Raw genomic sequence first — 16703 nt, 5'->3', positions numbered from 1 at the left:
GCCCTCACTGGATCGGATCGTGGATGGTGACGAGACGGCTGCCATCGGTGAAGACGGCCTCCACCTGCACGTAAGGGATCATGTCGACGACCCCCTCCATCACATCGTCGCGCGTGATTTCCTTGCGCGCGATTTCCATGACTTCCTCGACGGTCTTGCCGGCGCGCGCGCCATTGAGCGCAGCCACGGAAATGAGCGAGACGGTTTCGGGGTGGTTGAGCTTCAGGCCCTGATCCTTGCGCTGCTGCGCCACCTGCGCGAGCGTGTAGATCATCAGCTTGTCGATCTCTCGAGGCGTGAAATGCATATAAGTCTCCCCTGTCACAATGGCTGGATGCGCACCGGCGTCATCTTCAGAAAAACGTCGTCGTCGACGATACCCGCCAAGACAAAATACTGAAAAGTAACGACTTTCTATCTTCCATCCGGTTCCGGAGACGTTTTCCGGTGCCCAGAAGAAGCCGCTTCGATCTGAAGTCCCGCTTTGTGAAAAGGAGGATATGAGCAACATATTGCGCGATAAACTGTCAGGATTGACAGTTGTAAGGATTTGCGAACGGAGGCACCGTTGATAGTCTGTGGCCGGCGTGTCCCTTTGCGAACGCGCCCAACGCAACCTCCACGGGCGACGGCGCCTTCGACCGTCACCCGACCTTTCCAACCGTTAAGTCAGGTTCTCGACTGGAAATGCGCTTGTTCGATTTTGGCGGAAAAGGTCGAAGCGCAGCGATCATGGCGCTGGCCATTATCGCGCCCTGGGCCGCAGGCATTGTCGCCGGCGAGACCGCGCACGGCATGGTGGCCTCCTTCGGGGCCTATCTGCTTGGCGTGTCGTTTCCGCGCCTTCCGCCTTCCGGCCGCGTTCCGCTGTTGCTCGGCTCGGCCGTCGCCATCAGCCTGTTCGCAACGCTGGGCGCTTCCGTTTCGCTGGGATCCGGCCTGTTTTTCGCCGGCGCGGTGATCGCGGCGCTGGCGCAATGCCTCGGCGAATTGAAGGGCGGCTATTTCCGCCTGCCGATCGCCTTAGGGGCGCTCGCCTATTTTCTCTCGGTCGGCCAGGTGCCTTCTGGTGAAATTCCCGCCTATGGCCTGAGCTTTCTCGCCGGAACGCTCTGGGCCGGCATTTTCGTCAGTCTCGCCATTCCCATGACCGCCTCCCCGCCCGAAAGCGGCAGGCTCGCCCTTGCGGCGGATCCCGGCCAGCGGCGGTTTGCCGTCGGCATGGTCGGCGTTGCCCTTGCGGGAAGCGGCATCGCCTGCTTCCTGCCCGGCTCCCATCCGTGCTGGCTTCCCGCGGCTGGCCTCAGGGTGATGAAGCCGACGCGGCAGCAGACGCTCTACCGGATGAAGGCCAGGGGCCTCGGCACCACGCTCGGCGCGGCCGCTGGCGGGCTGATCCTCGGCCTCTCCCCCATCCCTTGGCTTCATGCCGCGCTTGTGGGCGGACTCGTCTTCGCCATGCTGATGATCGGCGCCAAGAAATATGCGCCTTGGTCCTTCTGCCTGACCGCGATCGCCCTTGCCTTCAATCTGCAGGCGGATGGCAGCGTCCTCGCGATCACGGCGAACCGCGTGCTGCTGACCATCGGCGGGATCGCGCTCGCCGCGCTGATATTGCCTTTGCTGGCAAACGCCGCGAAATCCTGAACCGACCGGTAGAAAGGCTCAGGCGCCCTCGCCGCCCTGCTCATTGTCCTCCACCGGGATGAGGACCAGCTTGCCATGGAGCACATGACGCTCGGTGATCACGTGGTCGGCGAGATGTTTCACCATGCGCGGCGCGCCCCGGAGGATCGAGACCTCCAGGCAGCGGTCATGGTCGAGATGCACATGGGTGCTGACGATCGAGAGGTCGTGATCGTGATGGAAGGTGTTCGTCAGCCGGCGCGCCAGATCGCGCGCTTCATGATCATAGACATAGCTCAACACGCCGATGCATTCTTGCACCGCGCCGCTGTCGACGAGGGTCTGCTGCATGCCGGCGCGCGTCAGGTCGCGGATCGCCTCCGAGCGGTTCTGGTAGCCGCGTTCGCGAACGACCTTGTCCAACTCGTCCATCAGATTATCGTCGAGGGTTACGGTGACGCGCTGCATGGCCGGTTTCCTTCATTGCTCCACCACCCCTTGATAGCCGCCTTCTCATATCTCGCCAACCGCCGATCGGCCAACCGGGCAGAGAGGATCAAAGCGTGACGACGCGGCCGGACAGACGGGCGAGCAGCGGCCGGTCGTGGCTGATGACCAGCATGCCGAGATTGCGTTTGCGCACCGCGCCGATGAGGGCGTCCCAGATCTGGGCCTGGGTCAGTGGATCGAGCGGCGCCGATATCTCATCGGCCACGAGGTATCTTGTGCGGGGGCCGAGCGCGCGCAGCACCGCGATGCGCTGCAGTTCCCCGCCCGAGATTTCGTGCGGAAAGCGGTCGTACCAGCTCTTCGAAACGCCGAGCGCCTGCCGCGTCTCCTCGTCGGGTGACCAGCCCTCGGCGATGATCCGGCCCACCGTCCAGCGCGGGTCGACGGCGAAGATCGGCGACTGGTGGAGATACTGCACCGCGTTGTAGCCCTTCGCATGGGCCTTGCCATCGACCAGCACCTCGCCGAAGGCCGGCCTGTGGTAGCCGGCGAGAAGCCGCCCCAGCGTCGACTTGCCCGCGCCCGACCGGCCGGTGAGGCCGACGATCTCGCCCGGGCGGATGGCAATGTCGACCCCATCAACCACCGGCGCGTTGACGCCGTAGCCGAACCGAACGCGTCTCGCCTCAAGCATGGTCGCCGCCTCGAAATGCATTCTGCGGCAGGGCCTGCCACAAGGCGCGGGCATAGGCCGTGTGCAGCCCGCCGCCGCCGCCCGAAAAGCCGGCGGCGTCTTCCTCGCCTTCGAGCCGGCCGTCTCGGATGAGGCAGACCCGATCGGCATAGGCAAGCGCCGAGGCGAGCGAATGCGTGACCAGCAGAACGCCCTTGCCATCGCCCGCAAGCTTGCGAAGCCGCGCCAGCACGATATCGGCATTGTCGTCGTCAAGCCCGCTGGTGGGCTCGTCCGCGACAATCAGGTCCGGATCGCCGATGGTCGCGATCGCCATCAGCATGCGCCGCGCCATCCCCCCGGAAAGCTGGTGGGGGAAGGCGTTGCCCGCCTCCCGGCCGAGACCGAACTGCGCGAGGGTCGCGGCAAGGCGGGCATCATCCGCCGCGGCGCCCGACCGCCGCGCCGCCCAGCGAAGCTGGCTGATGCAGCGCGCCATCGGATCGAGATGGCTCACCGATTGCGGCATCAGCGCCATGCGCCGCCCCAGCAGGGCCGGCCGGCTCAGCTCGTCGACCACCCGGCCTTCGAAGCGGATCGCGCCGGTAGTGCAGGCATTGGGCGGCAGCACGCCGAACAGCGCATGGGCGATCAGGCTCTTGCCGCCGCCGGACGCGCCGATCAGGGCAACCACCTCGCCGCGCCGCACGGTAAAGCCGATGCCGCTGACGACCGGCACCTCCCGCATCGAAAGCAGGCCGCTGTAGCGGCGAAAGCCGATGCCGAAATCGTGGAAGGAAAGAAGCGTCATGTCTCGGCCGTCCTTGGATCGAGGATCAGGCGAAGGCCGTTGCCGACGGCATCGAAGCACAGCACCAGCGCCAGCAGGCAGAGCCCGGGAAACAGGCCCAGCCACCATTTCCCGGCGGTCAGATAGCGCATCGAATCCGCCAGCATCACGCCGATTGCCGGTCGCGTCGGATCAAGGCCGAACCCGAGGAAGGTCAGGCTCGCCTCGTGCAGGATCGCATGCGGGAACATCAGCACCAGTCCGACCAGCATCTGCGGTAGCAGATGCGGGAGGATGTGGCCGAAGGCGATCGACGCCCAGGACCTGCCGAAATGGCGGGCCGCAACGACATAGGGCGCCTGCCGGATCTGCAGCACTTCGGCGCGCAATATCCGCGTCAGGCGCGGCCAGTGGGTCAGCGCGACGGCAAGGGTGACGGCAACAGGGCCGCCGCCGAGCGCAAAGCAGATCAGGATCAGCAGCACCAGATGCGGCAGGCCGATGGCGGCGTCCACCAAAAGCGACACCAGCCCGTCGGCCCACTTGCCGCCGACGATAGAGACGATCGCCAGAACCGTGGCGATCAGCACCGAACAGGCCGAGGCCACAAGCCCGACCCAGAGGCTGGTGTTGAGGCCCTTCAACGTGCGCGCCAACATGTCGTGACCCATCTGGTCGGTTCCGAACCAGTGCCGCCAGTCCGGCGGCGACAGCCGGGCGGCGAAATCAGGGGCGACGCCCGCCGGTCCCGCCATCTGCACGGCAAGGGGAACGAACAGGATCAGCGCCAGCCCGAGCGCGGCGACCGACAGCGTCCAGATCCGGTTGCCCATGCGCGGCAGGATCATCGGTTCCGGCGCCGGCGCGTGGAGGGTTTCAGCCATGCGCGCCTCCCGCCGTGAATTCCGCCTGCCTGATCCGCGGATCAACGAGGTGATAGAGCATGTCGGCGATCATGTTGCCGACCGATACGAACAGGGTGAGGAACAGGGTAATGGCGAGCAGCAGCGGCACGTCGCCGCGCACGCCTGCGGCCACGGCGGCCTGCCCGAGACCCGGATAGGCGAAGACCTGCTCTGCCAGGATCGAGCCGCCAAACAGTTCTCCAAGCGAGGCGAACAGGATGGTGATCGCCGGCAGCGCCGCGTTGCGCACCCCATGCCGGAGTACGACGTCCCATTTGCCGGCCCCCTGGGCGCGGGCATAAAGGGCGGCGTCAAGCTGCAGGATCTCGGCGATCTTGGCGCGCGTGTGCAGCGCCACCTGCGCCACGCCGAGCAGGGAGAGCGCCGCGAGCGGCAGGGCGAGATGCTGCAGCCGCTCGGCAAAGGTGACATCGGCGGGCACGACGCCGAGCGGTCCGGCGCAACAGACCGGCGCCCAGCCAAGCTGGACAGAGAATACGATCAGGAGCAGGATCGCGATCCAGAAGGTCGGCGCGGAGGAGAGGAAATAGGCATAGAGCCGGATCACCCGGTCGAGCCAGGAACCAGAATTCGCGCCCGCGACGACGCCGAGCGCAAAACCGAAAATGCCGGAAAACAGCCATGCCAGCCCCACGAGCGGCAGCGAGGTCCAGAACCGCGCGGCAATCACCTCGGAAACCGGAGCATTGTAGATCATCGAATAACCGAGATCCCCATGCAGCAGGTTGCGCACCCACAGCGTGAACTGCGCCAAGGGCGGCTGGTCGAGCCCCCAGCGCGCCGCGATCAGGTCGCGCTGTTCCGGACCGACGCGGGCGATATCGATACCGAGATAGGCATTGACCGGATCGACCGGGGAGATTTTGGCGAGCGCGAAGGCGACGACAGCCACGAGAATAAGCACGGCCGCAAGCCGCGCGAGGCGCGTCGCCACCAATCTCGGGACGGAGCTCAAGCCGGGATTACTCACACGTCCATTTCCATTGTTCGATCATCGCGGTGATCGGCCATCCGTGGCCGTGCGGCTCGATCTGGGTATCGCCGACATCGAGGCATTCATTGACGAAATAGACGTGATCGAGATTGACGAGCCAGGCCCAGCCGGCAAGGCCCTTGGCGGAAAATCCGGTCTCGCCGTCCCATTCCGCCGCCTGCCAATGGGGATAGGACGCCTCGAGGCTTGCCGATTGCTGGGCATCGTCGAAATGGGCATCGACGGTTTCGTCGGAAAAATAGCCGGGATTGTAGAATTCGACGCCGCCCCAGGCAGAATTATAGAGGCTGTAGACCTCGAGCGGGCTGTGGCTGCCCCAGCCGAACATCACCGGCTCTCGGTGGTCGACGCGGCCGATCTGCTCCCAGGTCGCGCCCAGCGGCCGGGCGGCAATGCCCAACGACTTCAGTTGTTCGGCGGTGACGACGGCAAGCGCCTGACGCACGGAATCGGAGGCCGGATAATAGATGTCGAACGCGGCCTTTACGCCGTCTCGAACGCGGATGCCATCATCACGGACGGCCCATCCCGCCGCATCCAGCAAGGCGCGCGCGCCATCCGGATCATAGGCGACGGCTGCATCGGGATTGGACCAGGGCAGGCCATCGGCAGGCCCATAGGCCGGGCGGCCATAGCCGTTCAGCGCCACCTCGACAAGCTGCTCCCGGTCGACGCCGAGATTGATGGCGCGGCGGATGGCGAGATCGGATGTCACGGCGTTGCCCACCGTCTCGCCATTCACCGCGCCGGGCGCGGTCGTGGGAAAGGAAAGACCGCGATTGTCGACGGAGGGCACGATGACCTTGCGGAACCCGTCAATCTCGTCATCCGCCATCAGTGCCGGAACCGAGATCATGTCGGCCTGGCCGGTGCGGGCCGCGGCCAGACTGGTGTCCTCGCCCGAGAACACGAAGGTCAGACGTTCGAATTCAGGCTTCCGGCCATAATAATCCGGATTGGCCTCGACGATGAGTTGCTCCCCTTCCGTCCAGGAGACCATCCTGAAGGGGCCGGAGCCGACCGGGTTGCGGGCATAGCCGGGCCCATAACCGTCCGACGGCACGATGCCCAGCGAATAGAAATTCTCCGAAAACGTTACCCAGGGGCGCTTCAGGCGGATTTCCACCGTGAGGTCGTCAACAGTCTCGGCGCTGTCCATCACCGTCAGGTCGAGCACGCCGCCGGCTTTGGCCGCCTGGTTGAAGGTGAAGGCCACGTCCTCGGCCGAAAGCGGCGTCCCGTCGCTGAAGGTCACGTCCGGTCGCAGCGTGATGGTCCAGACCAACCGGTCATCGGAAAGCGACCACGCGCTGGCGAGGTCGGGAACGGTTTCAAGGGCCGCATCGCGCTTCAGCAGGGTCGATTGAAACAGCGGATGGCCATAGCGCCCCCAGCCCAGCAGCGGATCATAGCCGGTATCCGGCTCGCCGCCGATGGCGAGGATCAGCTCGGATTTGGCGGCGGCGGGGGCGGCGGCGGTGAGCACACCCGACACGATCAACACCCCTGCCCTGAAAAATGTCATGAAACGCCCCCGGTCAATGCGTAAGCAGTTTAGTATGAGAGAGTATGACGTCAAGACAAAAACATCATACTTTTCCGGAGGCTATGGGAGCGCCGGTCGCAGGAATCGGTAGGCGGGACCCGACATTGAGACCGCCAGGGCCATTGGAAGACCATCCGGCTCGACCCGCTTCAACAGCTAAACGAAACAGAGCAAAAGAGGAAACTGTCAGAACGGACAGTCGGGCGAAAAAGACCGGAAACACGGCGCTCCACATGGTCACGAACCGCCCCAAGCCCTGTCATCACGGCAAGCCAAACGGATCCGCGTCACCGCGAACGGACCGGTCGCGATGCCACGACTGTCAGAATTGACAGTGATCAATCCGTAACATTAGGATGATCTAATCTATGGAGTTTCCGGGGGACAACATGCTGAAGCCGTTATCCAAAGACGTCACCAGAATCGCTTTTGCCCAGAGCCTTCCGGAGGTCAAGAACGCCTTCACCCAGAGCGTGAACAGGCTGGGTTTCATCGGCTACAACATCAGCATCAACAGATCGACCGTCTCCGAGTTCATGGAGAAGCCGACGCTGAGCACCTTCACGACCAAAGAGCTAGACACCTATGTCAACGACAGGTGGGCCGGGCGCGATCCGCTGATGGCGCATCTGGAGTTCAACAAGACACCGCTTCTGTGGCACCAGAAGAACTGGGATATGCCCGGACAGGAGGAATACTATGATTATGTCCGTTTCCAGGGCATCATGGGCGGCCTGACGCTGTCGCTGCCGGCGCTCAACGGAAAGGCCAGTGCGATTACGCTTCTGAGCATCGATCCGACACCGCAGTCGCCAGACGTCATTCCCGAGGTCACGATCCTGACGAGCGTCGCGGTGGCGCGCCTGGCCGCCTTCAAGGAAGGCCAGTTCACCGAATACGATCTCCGCCGTTTCAAATTGCTGTCAGACCTTCAGGTGGAAATCCTGAGCTGGATGGCCAAGGGTAAGACCAACGGCGAAATTTCAAGCATTGTGGGCCGCACGGAACGTGCGATCGCTTACCACGTGAGCGAGATTCTCACCAAGCTCGACGTCACCTCGCGAGCCCAGGCGGCAGCGTTCTATGCCGCGATGGGGTTCAGTGACTGACGGGATCGCCGCCGCACCTGCCAGATGAACGATCGCCGTGCAGTTTTCTCTTGTGGCCGGTAGAAGTGGCTCGGTTTATTTAAACAGGCAAATGGTCGTTCTTCAGTGGTTTCCGGCGTCAATTATGCTGCAGCGTATAGCCACGTGTATGTTGCGATGAGACAAATCTGATAGCTAAATGAGGCTATCAAAGGTCTTGAAGGGATACGAACCAACGACCCGTCAAAATGATATTCAATTGAATAAACTGCTCGTAGCCGAACGACAGCGTCGCCCCGGGCTGATGAAATTGCCGCCACTAAGCGCGGGCAGGTCTCCATGGCGGTTTCCGACGTCATTCTGGTCATTTTGAACCAGGATACCAAAGCGGAAAGTTGGGTGCACGCAGTGAAACGTGGCAGCCCATCTAAAGCGGTCCGGGAAATTACATCTCGCGGACAGCGCTTCGCGCCATCGCGGCGATAAGGTCTGTCCTCGTCACGATGCCGATGATGCGGTTGTTCTCCAGCACCGGAACCGCGTCAACCTCTCCATCGGCCATCATCGGCAGCAATGCGCTCAACGGGGTTGTTGTTGCCGCGCGCGGACCGCGCACCTGCATGATGTCCCGGGCAATTGTCGGCTTGATCTGTTCGCGACCGAGCATGTGCCGGAACGCGGGAATGAAGCTGCGGTCGTGCTTCAAGCCCTCTCTCGCAGCTTGACTGATGAGGTGGATCTGAAAGATCACGCCCACGAATTCCCCGCCCGGTCCGACCACCGGAAGTGACGTGAACCTGTGGCGTTCGAACAGATCCGCAACATCGAACAGCGTGGTGTCCGGACCGACCGTAATCAGATTGCGCGACATGATGTCGGTGACGGTCATGGCGCCGGTCTGATGGCTGGCTGCCTGCAGCTCCGCCGCTCCGATGAGCCTTGCCAGATCTTCCACGCCCAGGTTCAGGGACTGCCGATACCGTTGCAGAATATCGACCAGCTCGGCCTCGCTCAGACCGAGGCGCTCGGCAGGCGGCTGATCGCTCGTTCCCTGGACATTCTGCTCCTCGAACTGCCTGAATGGATAGCGTCGTCCGGTCGTGCGCGCGTAGATCCAGGCGATGAGGACGAGAAGCGTTGTTCCGGTTGCCACGGGCGTGATGGCGAAACGAAACCCCAGTTCGTGGATGGCATCGGGGCTCATGGCCGCCGTCATGGCGACAGCCCCGGCCGGCGGATGGACGGCGCGGGCGAGGCTCATGAGCGCAATCGCAATCCCCACCGCCAGGGCGATGCGGAGCGACGGCTCCGAAACGGTGAGACAGACGGCAACGCCGACAATTGCGGCAAGCGTATTGCCGACGATTGCGGACCATGGCTGGGCCAACGGGCTGTTGGGCACCGCGAAGATCAGAACCGAAGTCGCGCCGAAGGGCGCCACGAGATAGAGCCCGAGCCTGAGATCCACCGTCGGCGCCAGAACGAACAGTCCCACGACGACAAGACCGATCGTGGCGCCGAGACCCGCCCGGATGGATTCCCGAAGGGAAATGGGCGCCATCGCGGGCCCGATAGCCCGGATCAGACGCCCTGTGATTGTCATTGATTTCATCATCGCAACCGAGTTTCATTCTCCCGCCATCTGGGCCAGATCGGTCCGGCCGTGCGATCGTTCTCCTCGTTATGACGATACAAACGGGTGTGCAACAGATCATGCCGAGCAAGTATCCCAACCACTGCACCTTCGGCTATGGTTCTGGCGCAGGACGCTTCCACCTTGACCGAAGGCGCTCCAATCTCTCTTGCCTCCCGGGTTCAGGGGCGATTGACAATAGTTCGCCGGAGGTGACTTGACCGTGTTTGGAAACAGACAAGCCCACAGAAATGCCATGGCGGCCATCGCCGCAGCGTTTGCCTTGTTGGCGAGCGTTGCCCAGGCCGAGATCGACGGATCCGGCCCTGACGCCTGGCGGGTAACGGGAGTCGCCCCGAACGACGTTCTTAACGTCCGCATGGGACCTGGCACCGACTATCCCGTGATCGCCACCCTCGCGCATGACCAACGCGAACTGCAGCAGATCACCTGCGTGCCATTCTAAACAATGGCGCATTTTTCGGCGATGACCGAAGCCGAACTCGATGCCCTGCCGCCGCGCTGGTGCCTCATGCGCACTGCCGATCTGGCTACCGCCGGCTGGGTGGCTCAACGCCGCCGATTTCGACGATGACATCCTGTTCGGAAACGGCGGAGCGCATGAGGAACAAAAGGAAGCGGTTGACGTCGAGAAGATTGTCCCCGCCCCCACGACCGGCCCGCAGGCGTGGTCAGGCGATGTCTTGATCGAACACGCGCGAGCCCTCGTCGCGGCGCTCTATGACTATGATGATCATGGTGCGGGGCTTAGCCATCGCGATCCAGCAGCGCCCGACGTGTTTTTCTCCACCGGATTCAGGGATGCTCTGCGATCGCGCCCACCCGGCGCGGACCTGCTCATCGGCGCGCAGGATTTTCAGGGCAGCGTTTCCGAACCGGTGCCCGACCCCGATCAGCCCATGTTCCGGGGCATGATCACCATCAATGTCGAGATTGAGAATTTCGGCCAGACGCACACGGCCGTCTTCCGCCTGCGCGGCGGCGCCGCGCGGCCCGACGCACCCTTGCGCATCTTCCGCATCGAACATGACGGATGGTCGTACCCATAAGCGCATGAAAGGATCCACTCCATGAACTTAAACCAAGCGCCTCGCCTGGCAACCGTCGGCCTCGTCCTCTGCCTGATCCAGCCCGCACAGGCCCAAATCGCAAAAAAAGCCGGTCGGCATGGTTGATGCCACCATCGATGAAACGCCCTATTCGGGCGAAACGCTCGATATTCCATCAGAGGGAACGTCGACGGCTGAATTTCGACCCATGGGGCCGGTGACGTCCATTTCCATCCAGGCGCACAACCCCGATGCCGAGAGCATCATGCGCGACGTCCTGACGATCGAGGTTTCGCTGATGGGTGGCGACGCGTCGGCCTCCATCATGGATGTGTCGGTTTCCTGGTGGCCGAACGGGATGAGCGAACCTTTCTACCTCAGTGAGGACAGCGGGACGCCTGCCGAGATCGTCTTTGATGTGCTTTCGCTGGAAGACGGGGCCGCCGCCGCTCAAGGCCGCTTCTCGGCTGTTGTCTGCCGCAGGGACAGTATGTTTGCGGACGCTGACCCGAACGACTGCCGACGGGTTGAGGGCACTTTCGATACGGATCTGCGCAAGGCCAATTGAGGCGACGTTTTTGGGCGTGCCAGGAATGGAGGGCTGGATAGCAGAAGCAAGGCAGGCACCCCACAGCGACAAGCGACTTGCAACAGAGGCGCCTATTCCGCCTTGCCCGGCGACAGGCCCAACATGGCGGCATACCAGGACGCCTCGGCGCGCGAGGAAATGCCGAGCTTGCGATAGATCGACTTGATATGGGTCGCCACCGTATTGCCGGAGAGGCCGAGCTGTTCGGAAACATCGACATTGCGCAGACCGCGGCTGATAAGCGCAAGGACTTCCCGTTCACGCTCGGTCAGGCTGCCCTCCGGCGCGCCCGCTGGCCCGGTCAACTGGAAATGCTCCATGATGCGCCGCGCGATCGCCGGCGACAGGGCCGGAATCCCCTCGGCGAGTTGGCCGAGCTGCCGTATGATCAGTTCCGATGGCTGTTCCTTCAGGAGATAGCCATTGGCCCCGGCTGAAAGCGCGGCCACGATATGGGCGTCATCCCCCATGGCGGTGGTGATGACGCAAAGCGTATCGGCGCTTCGGGCGCGCAGGGCACGCAAGACCTCGATGCCCGTGCCGTCCGGCAGGCTGAGATCGATCAGCGCCACATCGAAATCATGTGCCACTGCGGCGGTCAGGCCGGCCTTCATGGTCGCCGCCGCCTCGATCTCGTGCGGGGCCGCAAAGGCCGCCCTCGCAATGCCGCTCAGCCATGTTCTGGCCTCGGCCAGATCCTCGACAATCAGTATCCGGGTCATGTCGCCCTGCTTTCAGAAAGGGGAAAACGGGCGCGTACGATCAGGCCGGGCCTGGCGTCGCCCATGACCAGCGTGCCATGAAGGGAGGTGACACGCGCCTCAAGATTGGCAAGACCGTTGCCGTTGGCTTCGCAACCCGGCGTAAGACCGCTGCCATTGTCACTTACATCGAGAAGGGCGATGCCGTTCTCGGTTGAAAACCGCAGCCTTATGCGGCTTGCCCCGGAATGGCGAATGGCGTTGCTGACAATCTCGCGAAGAATGGAACGCAGCGCATAGGCGATGTTCGGCGCCAGCATCGTGTCGCCGTCCTTGTTGCTGTCGCGCCAGTCGAGCGCGATATCGGCCGCCGCCAGCCGCTCCAGCGCCTCGATCCGGAGATCGGCCAGAACCTCTTCCAGCGTCTTGCCGCCGCGCGCGGCATTGTTGACGATGTCGCGCAGGTCCGCGATCGTTTCGCGGATCAGCGTGTTCTTGCGCTCATTGGTCCCGCTGTGAAGCGCCGACAGAAGCTGCGCGCCCATATTGTCGTGCATATCCCGGGCAATCCGCATGCGCTCTTCCCGCGCGCCCTTCTCCCGGGCATCACGGCTGGCAATCGCATGCGCGAGCATGGCGCAGATATCGGCGGCAAAGCGCCGGTCGCGCGGACTGAACAGACGTCGGCCGCGATAGGCATAGGACAGCGTCACCGGCGCGAGCCCGGCAATGCGGGGAATGGCAAGCGCCAGTCCATCCTCCTCGATGGCCGGCTCGTCGGCCTCGCCCGCAATGCCATCCGACAGATGCAGCGGCTGGAACGCCTCACTCAGGATCTGCCGCCAGCGCTCTTCCTGCACCGCATCCTTTGCCAGGGCCACGTCGACGATGCGGCCGAAAAGCGTCTCGCGATCGAGTTCGCCGCGCGGCATCAGTCGCCTTGCCATCCAGTTGCGGAACGGCAGATAGACCAACGCCACTACCAGCAGCGACACCGCAAACGCGCCGGGCCGGTCCATCGCCATGAACGAGATCAGGGCTGCATCAAGCAGCAGCAGCAGAACAAACGCGCCGAAATAGGAGAGGATCGAAAAGGCCCAGCCTTCCAGCTCGAACAGCCGATGGCGGGCCACGCCTACGGCGACGCCGACGAACAGAAGGCCAAACAGCACGAAGGCATAACCCTGCGAGATGGAGGGACGCACGCCGAACAGATTTGGCAGGATAATGACCGAAACGAATGTGCCGGCGCAAAGCCCGACAGAGAGGGCAAACCAGCGGATCGCGGCGCGCGCGGCGGGGTCGCGGCGACTGAAGAAATACTGCGCCACGGCACTGATGATGATGGCGGCCATCAGAATGACGACTGGCACATGCAAGGCCTCCACCGGACCGCCAAAAACGACCTGCAGGGTATCCATTATCCACACGCCCCCGAAAATGATCGGCAGCAACCAGAGAACGCGGTTCGGAGCCAGCCGGCGCGGATAGATCAGGAACAGCGCCAGCATGGCAACGCCGAAAAGCAGGGTTCCGAAATGGTTGATGGCGGTTAGCGCGCGGAAAAGACCGCCCGGCAAGGCCAGTTCGCGCGAGGAATAGATGGCTGCGGGAAAAGCTGAGACGGGGATAGACAGGCCTGCCACCGCCAGCAGCCATGCAGCCGCATCGTGACGACGCAGGCTCCAGACCCAGGCGCCGATCACAAGCGTGGCCAGTCCGGTGACGAGTTGAACCCAGAAGACGCCGGGCAGGCTCGTGAGCGGACGATGCGCGGCGGGCTCCACCAGAACCTGCGAGGCCCCGGGTTCCGCCGTGGTTATGGCGACAAGCTCGCGGCCGATAATCCGGCTCAAAAGCGACTGTCTTTCGAAGAAGCGGGAAAGCGCTTTGTAGCTCTCGGCCACGTCCGGCTCCTCGACCAGGTCGCCCGGTTCGGGCATCATGTCGCCGATTGTGGCCACCGCCGCGCCTGGTGGCAGCATGCGGGCGGGCCCGTTGGATATCGTCGAATCAATGCGGACAACGGCGGACCAGTCTTCGGCGGAAAAGGTCACGCCGAGCCACGGTCGGTCAATCGCCGCCAGAAGCGTGACCGCGGCCATGACGAGCCCGCAAAGCGCGGCAAGAACGAGAATCGTAAATGGCGTCAGGTTCTTGAGCAAGTGGGGCTTCTCCGCTGGGGCCGGTTTACTTATCTCTATACCATTGCCAGACAGCTTCCCCCTCACCTGTTCAGGTGATGCCGCTCCAGCCTGCTCTCCGCTACTTCTACGTTAGACAACATAGACTAACGTAAGGGCAATTTTTCAATGACGGCGAAGATATACAAGAGGTTTTTCCAGTCGACTGCGTTGGCCTCGCTATCGCTTCTTGCAGTAAACCCCGGCCACGCGCAGGAAACCGCCGGCATTTTGACCATCAACGCCGCGCAGGAAATCCGTTCCTACTACGGCGATCCCGAGGACCCCAATTACTCGCCGGCCCTGACCGACAGGCCTGAGATCGGCGGCATTACCGCTGACGGCAGCACATTTGTGGGCTCGGTTTATCGCAGCTATGCGCAGAGTATCCAGAGCGGGTTTATCTGGACCGCGGCGGGCGGCGTGCAACCGGTGGGCGACCGGCCCGCCAGCTCGCCACTCATCCAGGCCGAATCCTACACGTCTTCCGATATTTCCGCCGATGGCAGCGTTATCGTCGGCAAGGCTGCGGGCGCTATCTTCGGTCAGGCCGGCGCTTACCGCTGGACCGAGGCGGGCGGCTTCCAGTCGCTTGGAACGCTTCCTGACGGCATCTCCTCCAACGCAACGGCCGTGTCCGGAGATGGCAATGTCGTCGTCGGTTTCGACGGTTTTTTCAGCGGGGAAAGCTTCCGCTGGACCGAGGCGGGCGGCATGCAGAGCCTCGGCTTTCTGCCGGGCGGAGAGACCATAAAGACCGACCAGCCGACCGCAACCAATTATGACGGCTCGGTGGTCGTCGGCATCGCGATGACAGGCGACTACAAAAGAAACGCCTTCCGCTGGACGGAACAGAGCGGAATGCAGGCTCTGCCCACGCTCGACGACAAACTCACCGAGGCCAACGATATTTCCTGGGACGGTAGCATTATCGTAGGCAAATCCCGGAAGGGGTATTATGATCAGGCCGTTCGCTGGGTTGATGGCGAAATTCAATCGCTCGGCGGTCTCAATGGCGAAGAGGTATCCCTGTCTTCAGCCCTTGGCGTTTCCGGTAATGGGGCTGTCGCGGTCGGAACGCTCTACTCCCCCAACAACGGTTTCCGCTGGACGGAGGACGGCGGCATGCTGACCGTTGAAGACTGGCTTACGGCAAGCGGCGCCGATATGCCCGAGAGTGCGATCACCGAAACAGCCGAAGCGACCAATGAAGACGGCTCGGTTGTGGTCGGCGTGACGAAAGACGATGAGGTCTACATCGCGCGCGGTGAAGGAACCGGCCCAACAAGCGGCAATACCGGCGGCGGCGGCACGGGTGGCGGCACAGGCGGCGGCACAGGCGGAAATACCGGTGGCGGTTCAGGTGGCAATACGGGCGGCGGTAGCGCCGGCGGCGGCTCTGGCGGCGGCTCTGGCGGCAGCACGGGCGGCGGCGGCACAGGCGGGGGCGTCGGTCTCATCACCGTTACCTCGCTCGCCACAAGCCTTGGCACCACGGCCACGGTCGCAACGGCAGCACTCAACAATCTCGGCATCATCGTCAACGGCGCCGGTTCCCGCCCGCTCGACCGGCGCGCACCCGCCGGCAAGTCGATCACCTGGGCAAGCGGCGACTGGGGCAGCGACGATCACGGCAACCGCGACGGCACGCTCGGGCTCGGCGAATTCGGCTTCGGCCATAATTTCGGCCCTGTGCAGATCAACGGAATTGTCGGCTATACCGGCCTCAACCAGAACACGATGTTCGGCGGCAGCACCGACGTCAACGCAGGCTATGTGAAACTCGAGGCCATGGGGCTTTTGGCCGGCGACGAGATCAGCGGTCTCTGGGGCGTCGTCACCGGCTTGGGTCTGTGGGGCGAGGCCGATATCACCCGCAATTATGTCATCAATGGCGGGGTCATCGACAGTTCCGGCGGCAATACCGGAACTGAAGGCTATGGCATCAGGGGACGCCTGGAGTGGGAAAACGCCCTGCCCTACATCTCGCCCTATGGCGAAGTCGCCTTCGCTAATACCTGCCTCAACGGCTATACCGAAACCGGCGGCGCCTTCCCGGCTGCCTTCGACAAGCTCTGCAACGATACCACCGAGTTGCGCTACGGCTTCGACACCACTGTTCCGATCAATGAGAGATTCAGCCTGATCGGCACGCTTGAAGGCGTCCACCGTTTTGAAAGCCACGGCTCCAACGTGACCGGGCAGGTCATCGGGCTCAGCGGCTTCAACTTCGCCGGCCCGTCCTATCAGCAGGACTGGCTGCGCGCCGGCGCCGGCTTCGAGGTCGACATTTCGGGCTCGACATTGTCGGTAATGGGCAATGTTACCACGCTCGGCGAATCGTCGAATGCGTGGCTCGCCGCCAACTGGCGCGTCACGTTCTGACGACAGTGACATGATGTCGGCGCCAAGGGTCGCCGCCTGACAAGGAGAT

Annotated in this window: 16 protein-coding genes; 6 read left to right on the top strand and 10 right to left on the bottom strand. The window is 63.2% G+C overall.

Features of this window, described 5'->3' with window-relative positions; genetic code table 11:
* Positions 1 to 4: 4 nt before the first annotated feature.
* On the bottom strand, positions 5 to 307 hold the full coding sequence (locus V6765_RS02465) for an urease subunit gamma (protein WP_026173120.1): 303 nt from the start codon (positions 305 to 307) through the stop codon (positions 5 to 7).
* A gap of 425 nt (positions 308 to 732) precedes the next feature.
* Here V6765_RS02465 and V6765_RS02460 point away from each other — a divergent pair, with 425 nt between their 5' ends.
* Complete coding sequence (locus tag V6765_RS02460; protein ID WP_448426164.1) at positions 733 to 1647, top strand: FUSC family protein; 915 nt, start codon at positions 733 to 735, stop codon at positions 1645 to 1647.
* Between the two features lie 18 nt (positions 1648 to 1665).
* On the opposite strand, the gene nikR is transcribed toward V6765_RS02460, so the two are convergent.
* The 6 genes from nikR to V6765_RS02430 form a co-directional block, all read right to left on the bottom strand.
* The gene (gene nikR / locus V6765_RS02455) at positions 1666 to 2094 is read right to left on the bottom strand and encodes a nickel-responsive transcriptional regulator NikR (protein ID WP_448426162.1); all 429 of its coding nucleotides are present in this window, start codon (positions 2092 to 2094) and stop codon (positions 1666 to 1668) included.
* Between the two features lie 88 nt (positions 2095 to 2182).
* Positions 2183 to 2770, bottom strand: a complete 588-nt coding sequence (locus V6765_RS02450) for an ABC transporter ATP-binding protein (RefSeq protein ID WP_448426160.1) — start codon at positions 2768 to 2770, stop codon at positions 2183 to 2185.
* Entirely contained in the window at positions 2763 to 3560 is a 798-nt protein-coding gene (locus tag V6765_RS02445; RefSeq protein ID WP_448426158.1) for an ATP-binding cassette domain-containing protein, read from the bottom strand. The genes V6765_RS02450 and V6765_RS02445 overlap by 8 nt, the downstream gene beginning before the upstream one ends.
* Positions 3557 to 4423: an ABC transporter permease gene (locus tag V6765_RS02440; protein ID WP_448426156.1), complete on the bottom strand. Its 867-nt coding sequence runs from the start codon at positions 4421 to 4423 to the stop codon at positions 3557 to 3559. The genes V6765_RS02445 and V6765_RS02440 overlap by 4 nt, the downstream gene beginning before the upstream one ends.
* Entirely contained in the window at positions 4416 to 5399 is a 984-nt protein-coding gene (locus tag V6765_RS02435) for an ABC transporter permease (RefSeq protein ID WP_448426154.1), read from the bottom strand. The genes V6765_RS02440 and V6765_RS02435 overlap by 8 nt, the downstream gene beginning before the upstream one ends.
* Positions 5400 to 5427: 28 nt before the next feature.
* Complete coding sequence (locus tag V6765_RS02430) at positions 5428 to 6984, bottom strand: ABC transporter substrate-binding protein (RefSeq protein WP_448426152.1); 1557 nt, start codon at positions 6982 to 6984, stop codon at positions 5428 to 5430.
* Positions 6985 to 7394: 410 nt separating this feature from the next.
* On the opposite strand from V6765_RS02430, the gene V6765_RS02425 reads away from it, so the two are divergent.
* Positions 7395 to 8114, top strand: a complete 720-nt coding sequence (locus tag V6765_RS02425) for a LuxR C-terminal-related transcriptional regulator (RefSeq protein WP_448426150.1) — start codon at positions 7395 to 7397, stop codon at positions 8112 to 8114.
* A 424-nt stretch (positions 8115 to 8538) separates the two neighbouring features.
* Here V6765_RS02425 and V6765_RS02420 read toward each other — a convergent pair whose 3' ends face one another.
* A complete protein-coding gene (locus V6765_RS02420) occupies positions 8539 to 9654 on the bottom strand; it encodes an HPP family protein (protein ID WP_448426148.1) in 1116 nt (371 codons plus the stop codon).
* A 328-nt stretch (positions 9655 to 9982) separates the two neighbouring features.
* Between V6765_RS02420 and V6765_RS02415 the strand changes: the two genes are divergently transcribed.
* The 3 genes from V6765_RS02415 (at position 9983) to V6765_RS02405 (ending at position 11364) form a co-directional block, all read left to right on the top strand.
* Positions 9983 to 10192, top strand: coding sequence for a hypothetical protein (locus V6765_RS02415; protein ID WP_448426146.1), 210 nt, complete (start codon positions 9983 to 9985; stop codon positions 10190 to 10192).
* 40 nt (positions 10193 to 10232) lie between these two features.
* A complete protein-coding gene (locus tag V6765_RS02410) occupies positions 10233 to 10796 on the top strand; it encodes a hypothetical protein (protein WP_448426144.1) in 564 nt (187 codons plus the stop codon).
* Positions 10797 to 10914: 118 nt separating this feature from the next.
* Positions 10915 to 11364, top strand: a complete 450-nt coding sequence (locus V6765_RS02405) for a hypothetical protein (RefSeq protein ID WP_448426142.1) — start codon at positions 10915 to 10917, stop codon at positions 11362 to 11364.
* Positions 11365 to 11456: 92 nt separating this feature from the next.
* Here the strand turns inward: V6765_RS02405 and V6765_RS02400 are convergent, their stop codons facing one another.
* The gene (locus V6765_RS02400) at positions 11457 to 12107 is read right to left on the bottom strand and encodes a response regulator (protein WP_448426140.1); all 651 of its coding nucleotides are present in this window, start codon (positions 12105 to 12107) and stop codon (positions 11457 to 11459) included.
* Entirely contained in the window at positions 12104 to 14251 is a 2148-nt protein-coding gene (locus tag V6765_RS02395) for an ATP-binding protein (RefSeq protein ID WP_448426138.1), read from the bottom strand. The genes V6765_RS02400 and V6765_RS02395 overlap by 4 nt, the downstream gene beginning before the upstream one ends.
* Before the next feature lie 147 nt (positions 14252 to 14398).
* Between V6765_RS02395 and V6765_RS02390 the strand changes: the two genes are divergently transcribed.
* The gene (locus V6765_RS02390; protein WP_448426136.1) at positions 14399 to 16654 is read left to right on the top strand and encodes an autotransporter domain-containing protein; all 2256 of its coding nucleotides are present in this window, start codon (positions 14399 to 14401) and stop codon (positions 16652 to 16654) included.
* The last annotated feature ends 49 nt before the right edge of the window (positions 16655 to 16703 follow it).

The sequence above is a fragment of the Martelella sp. FOR1707 genome, from assembly GCF_053484265.1.
Note: the sequence above shows the minus strand (reverse complement) of the source record. Positions and strands in the feature narration are given on the sequence as shown.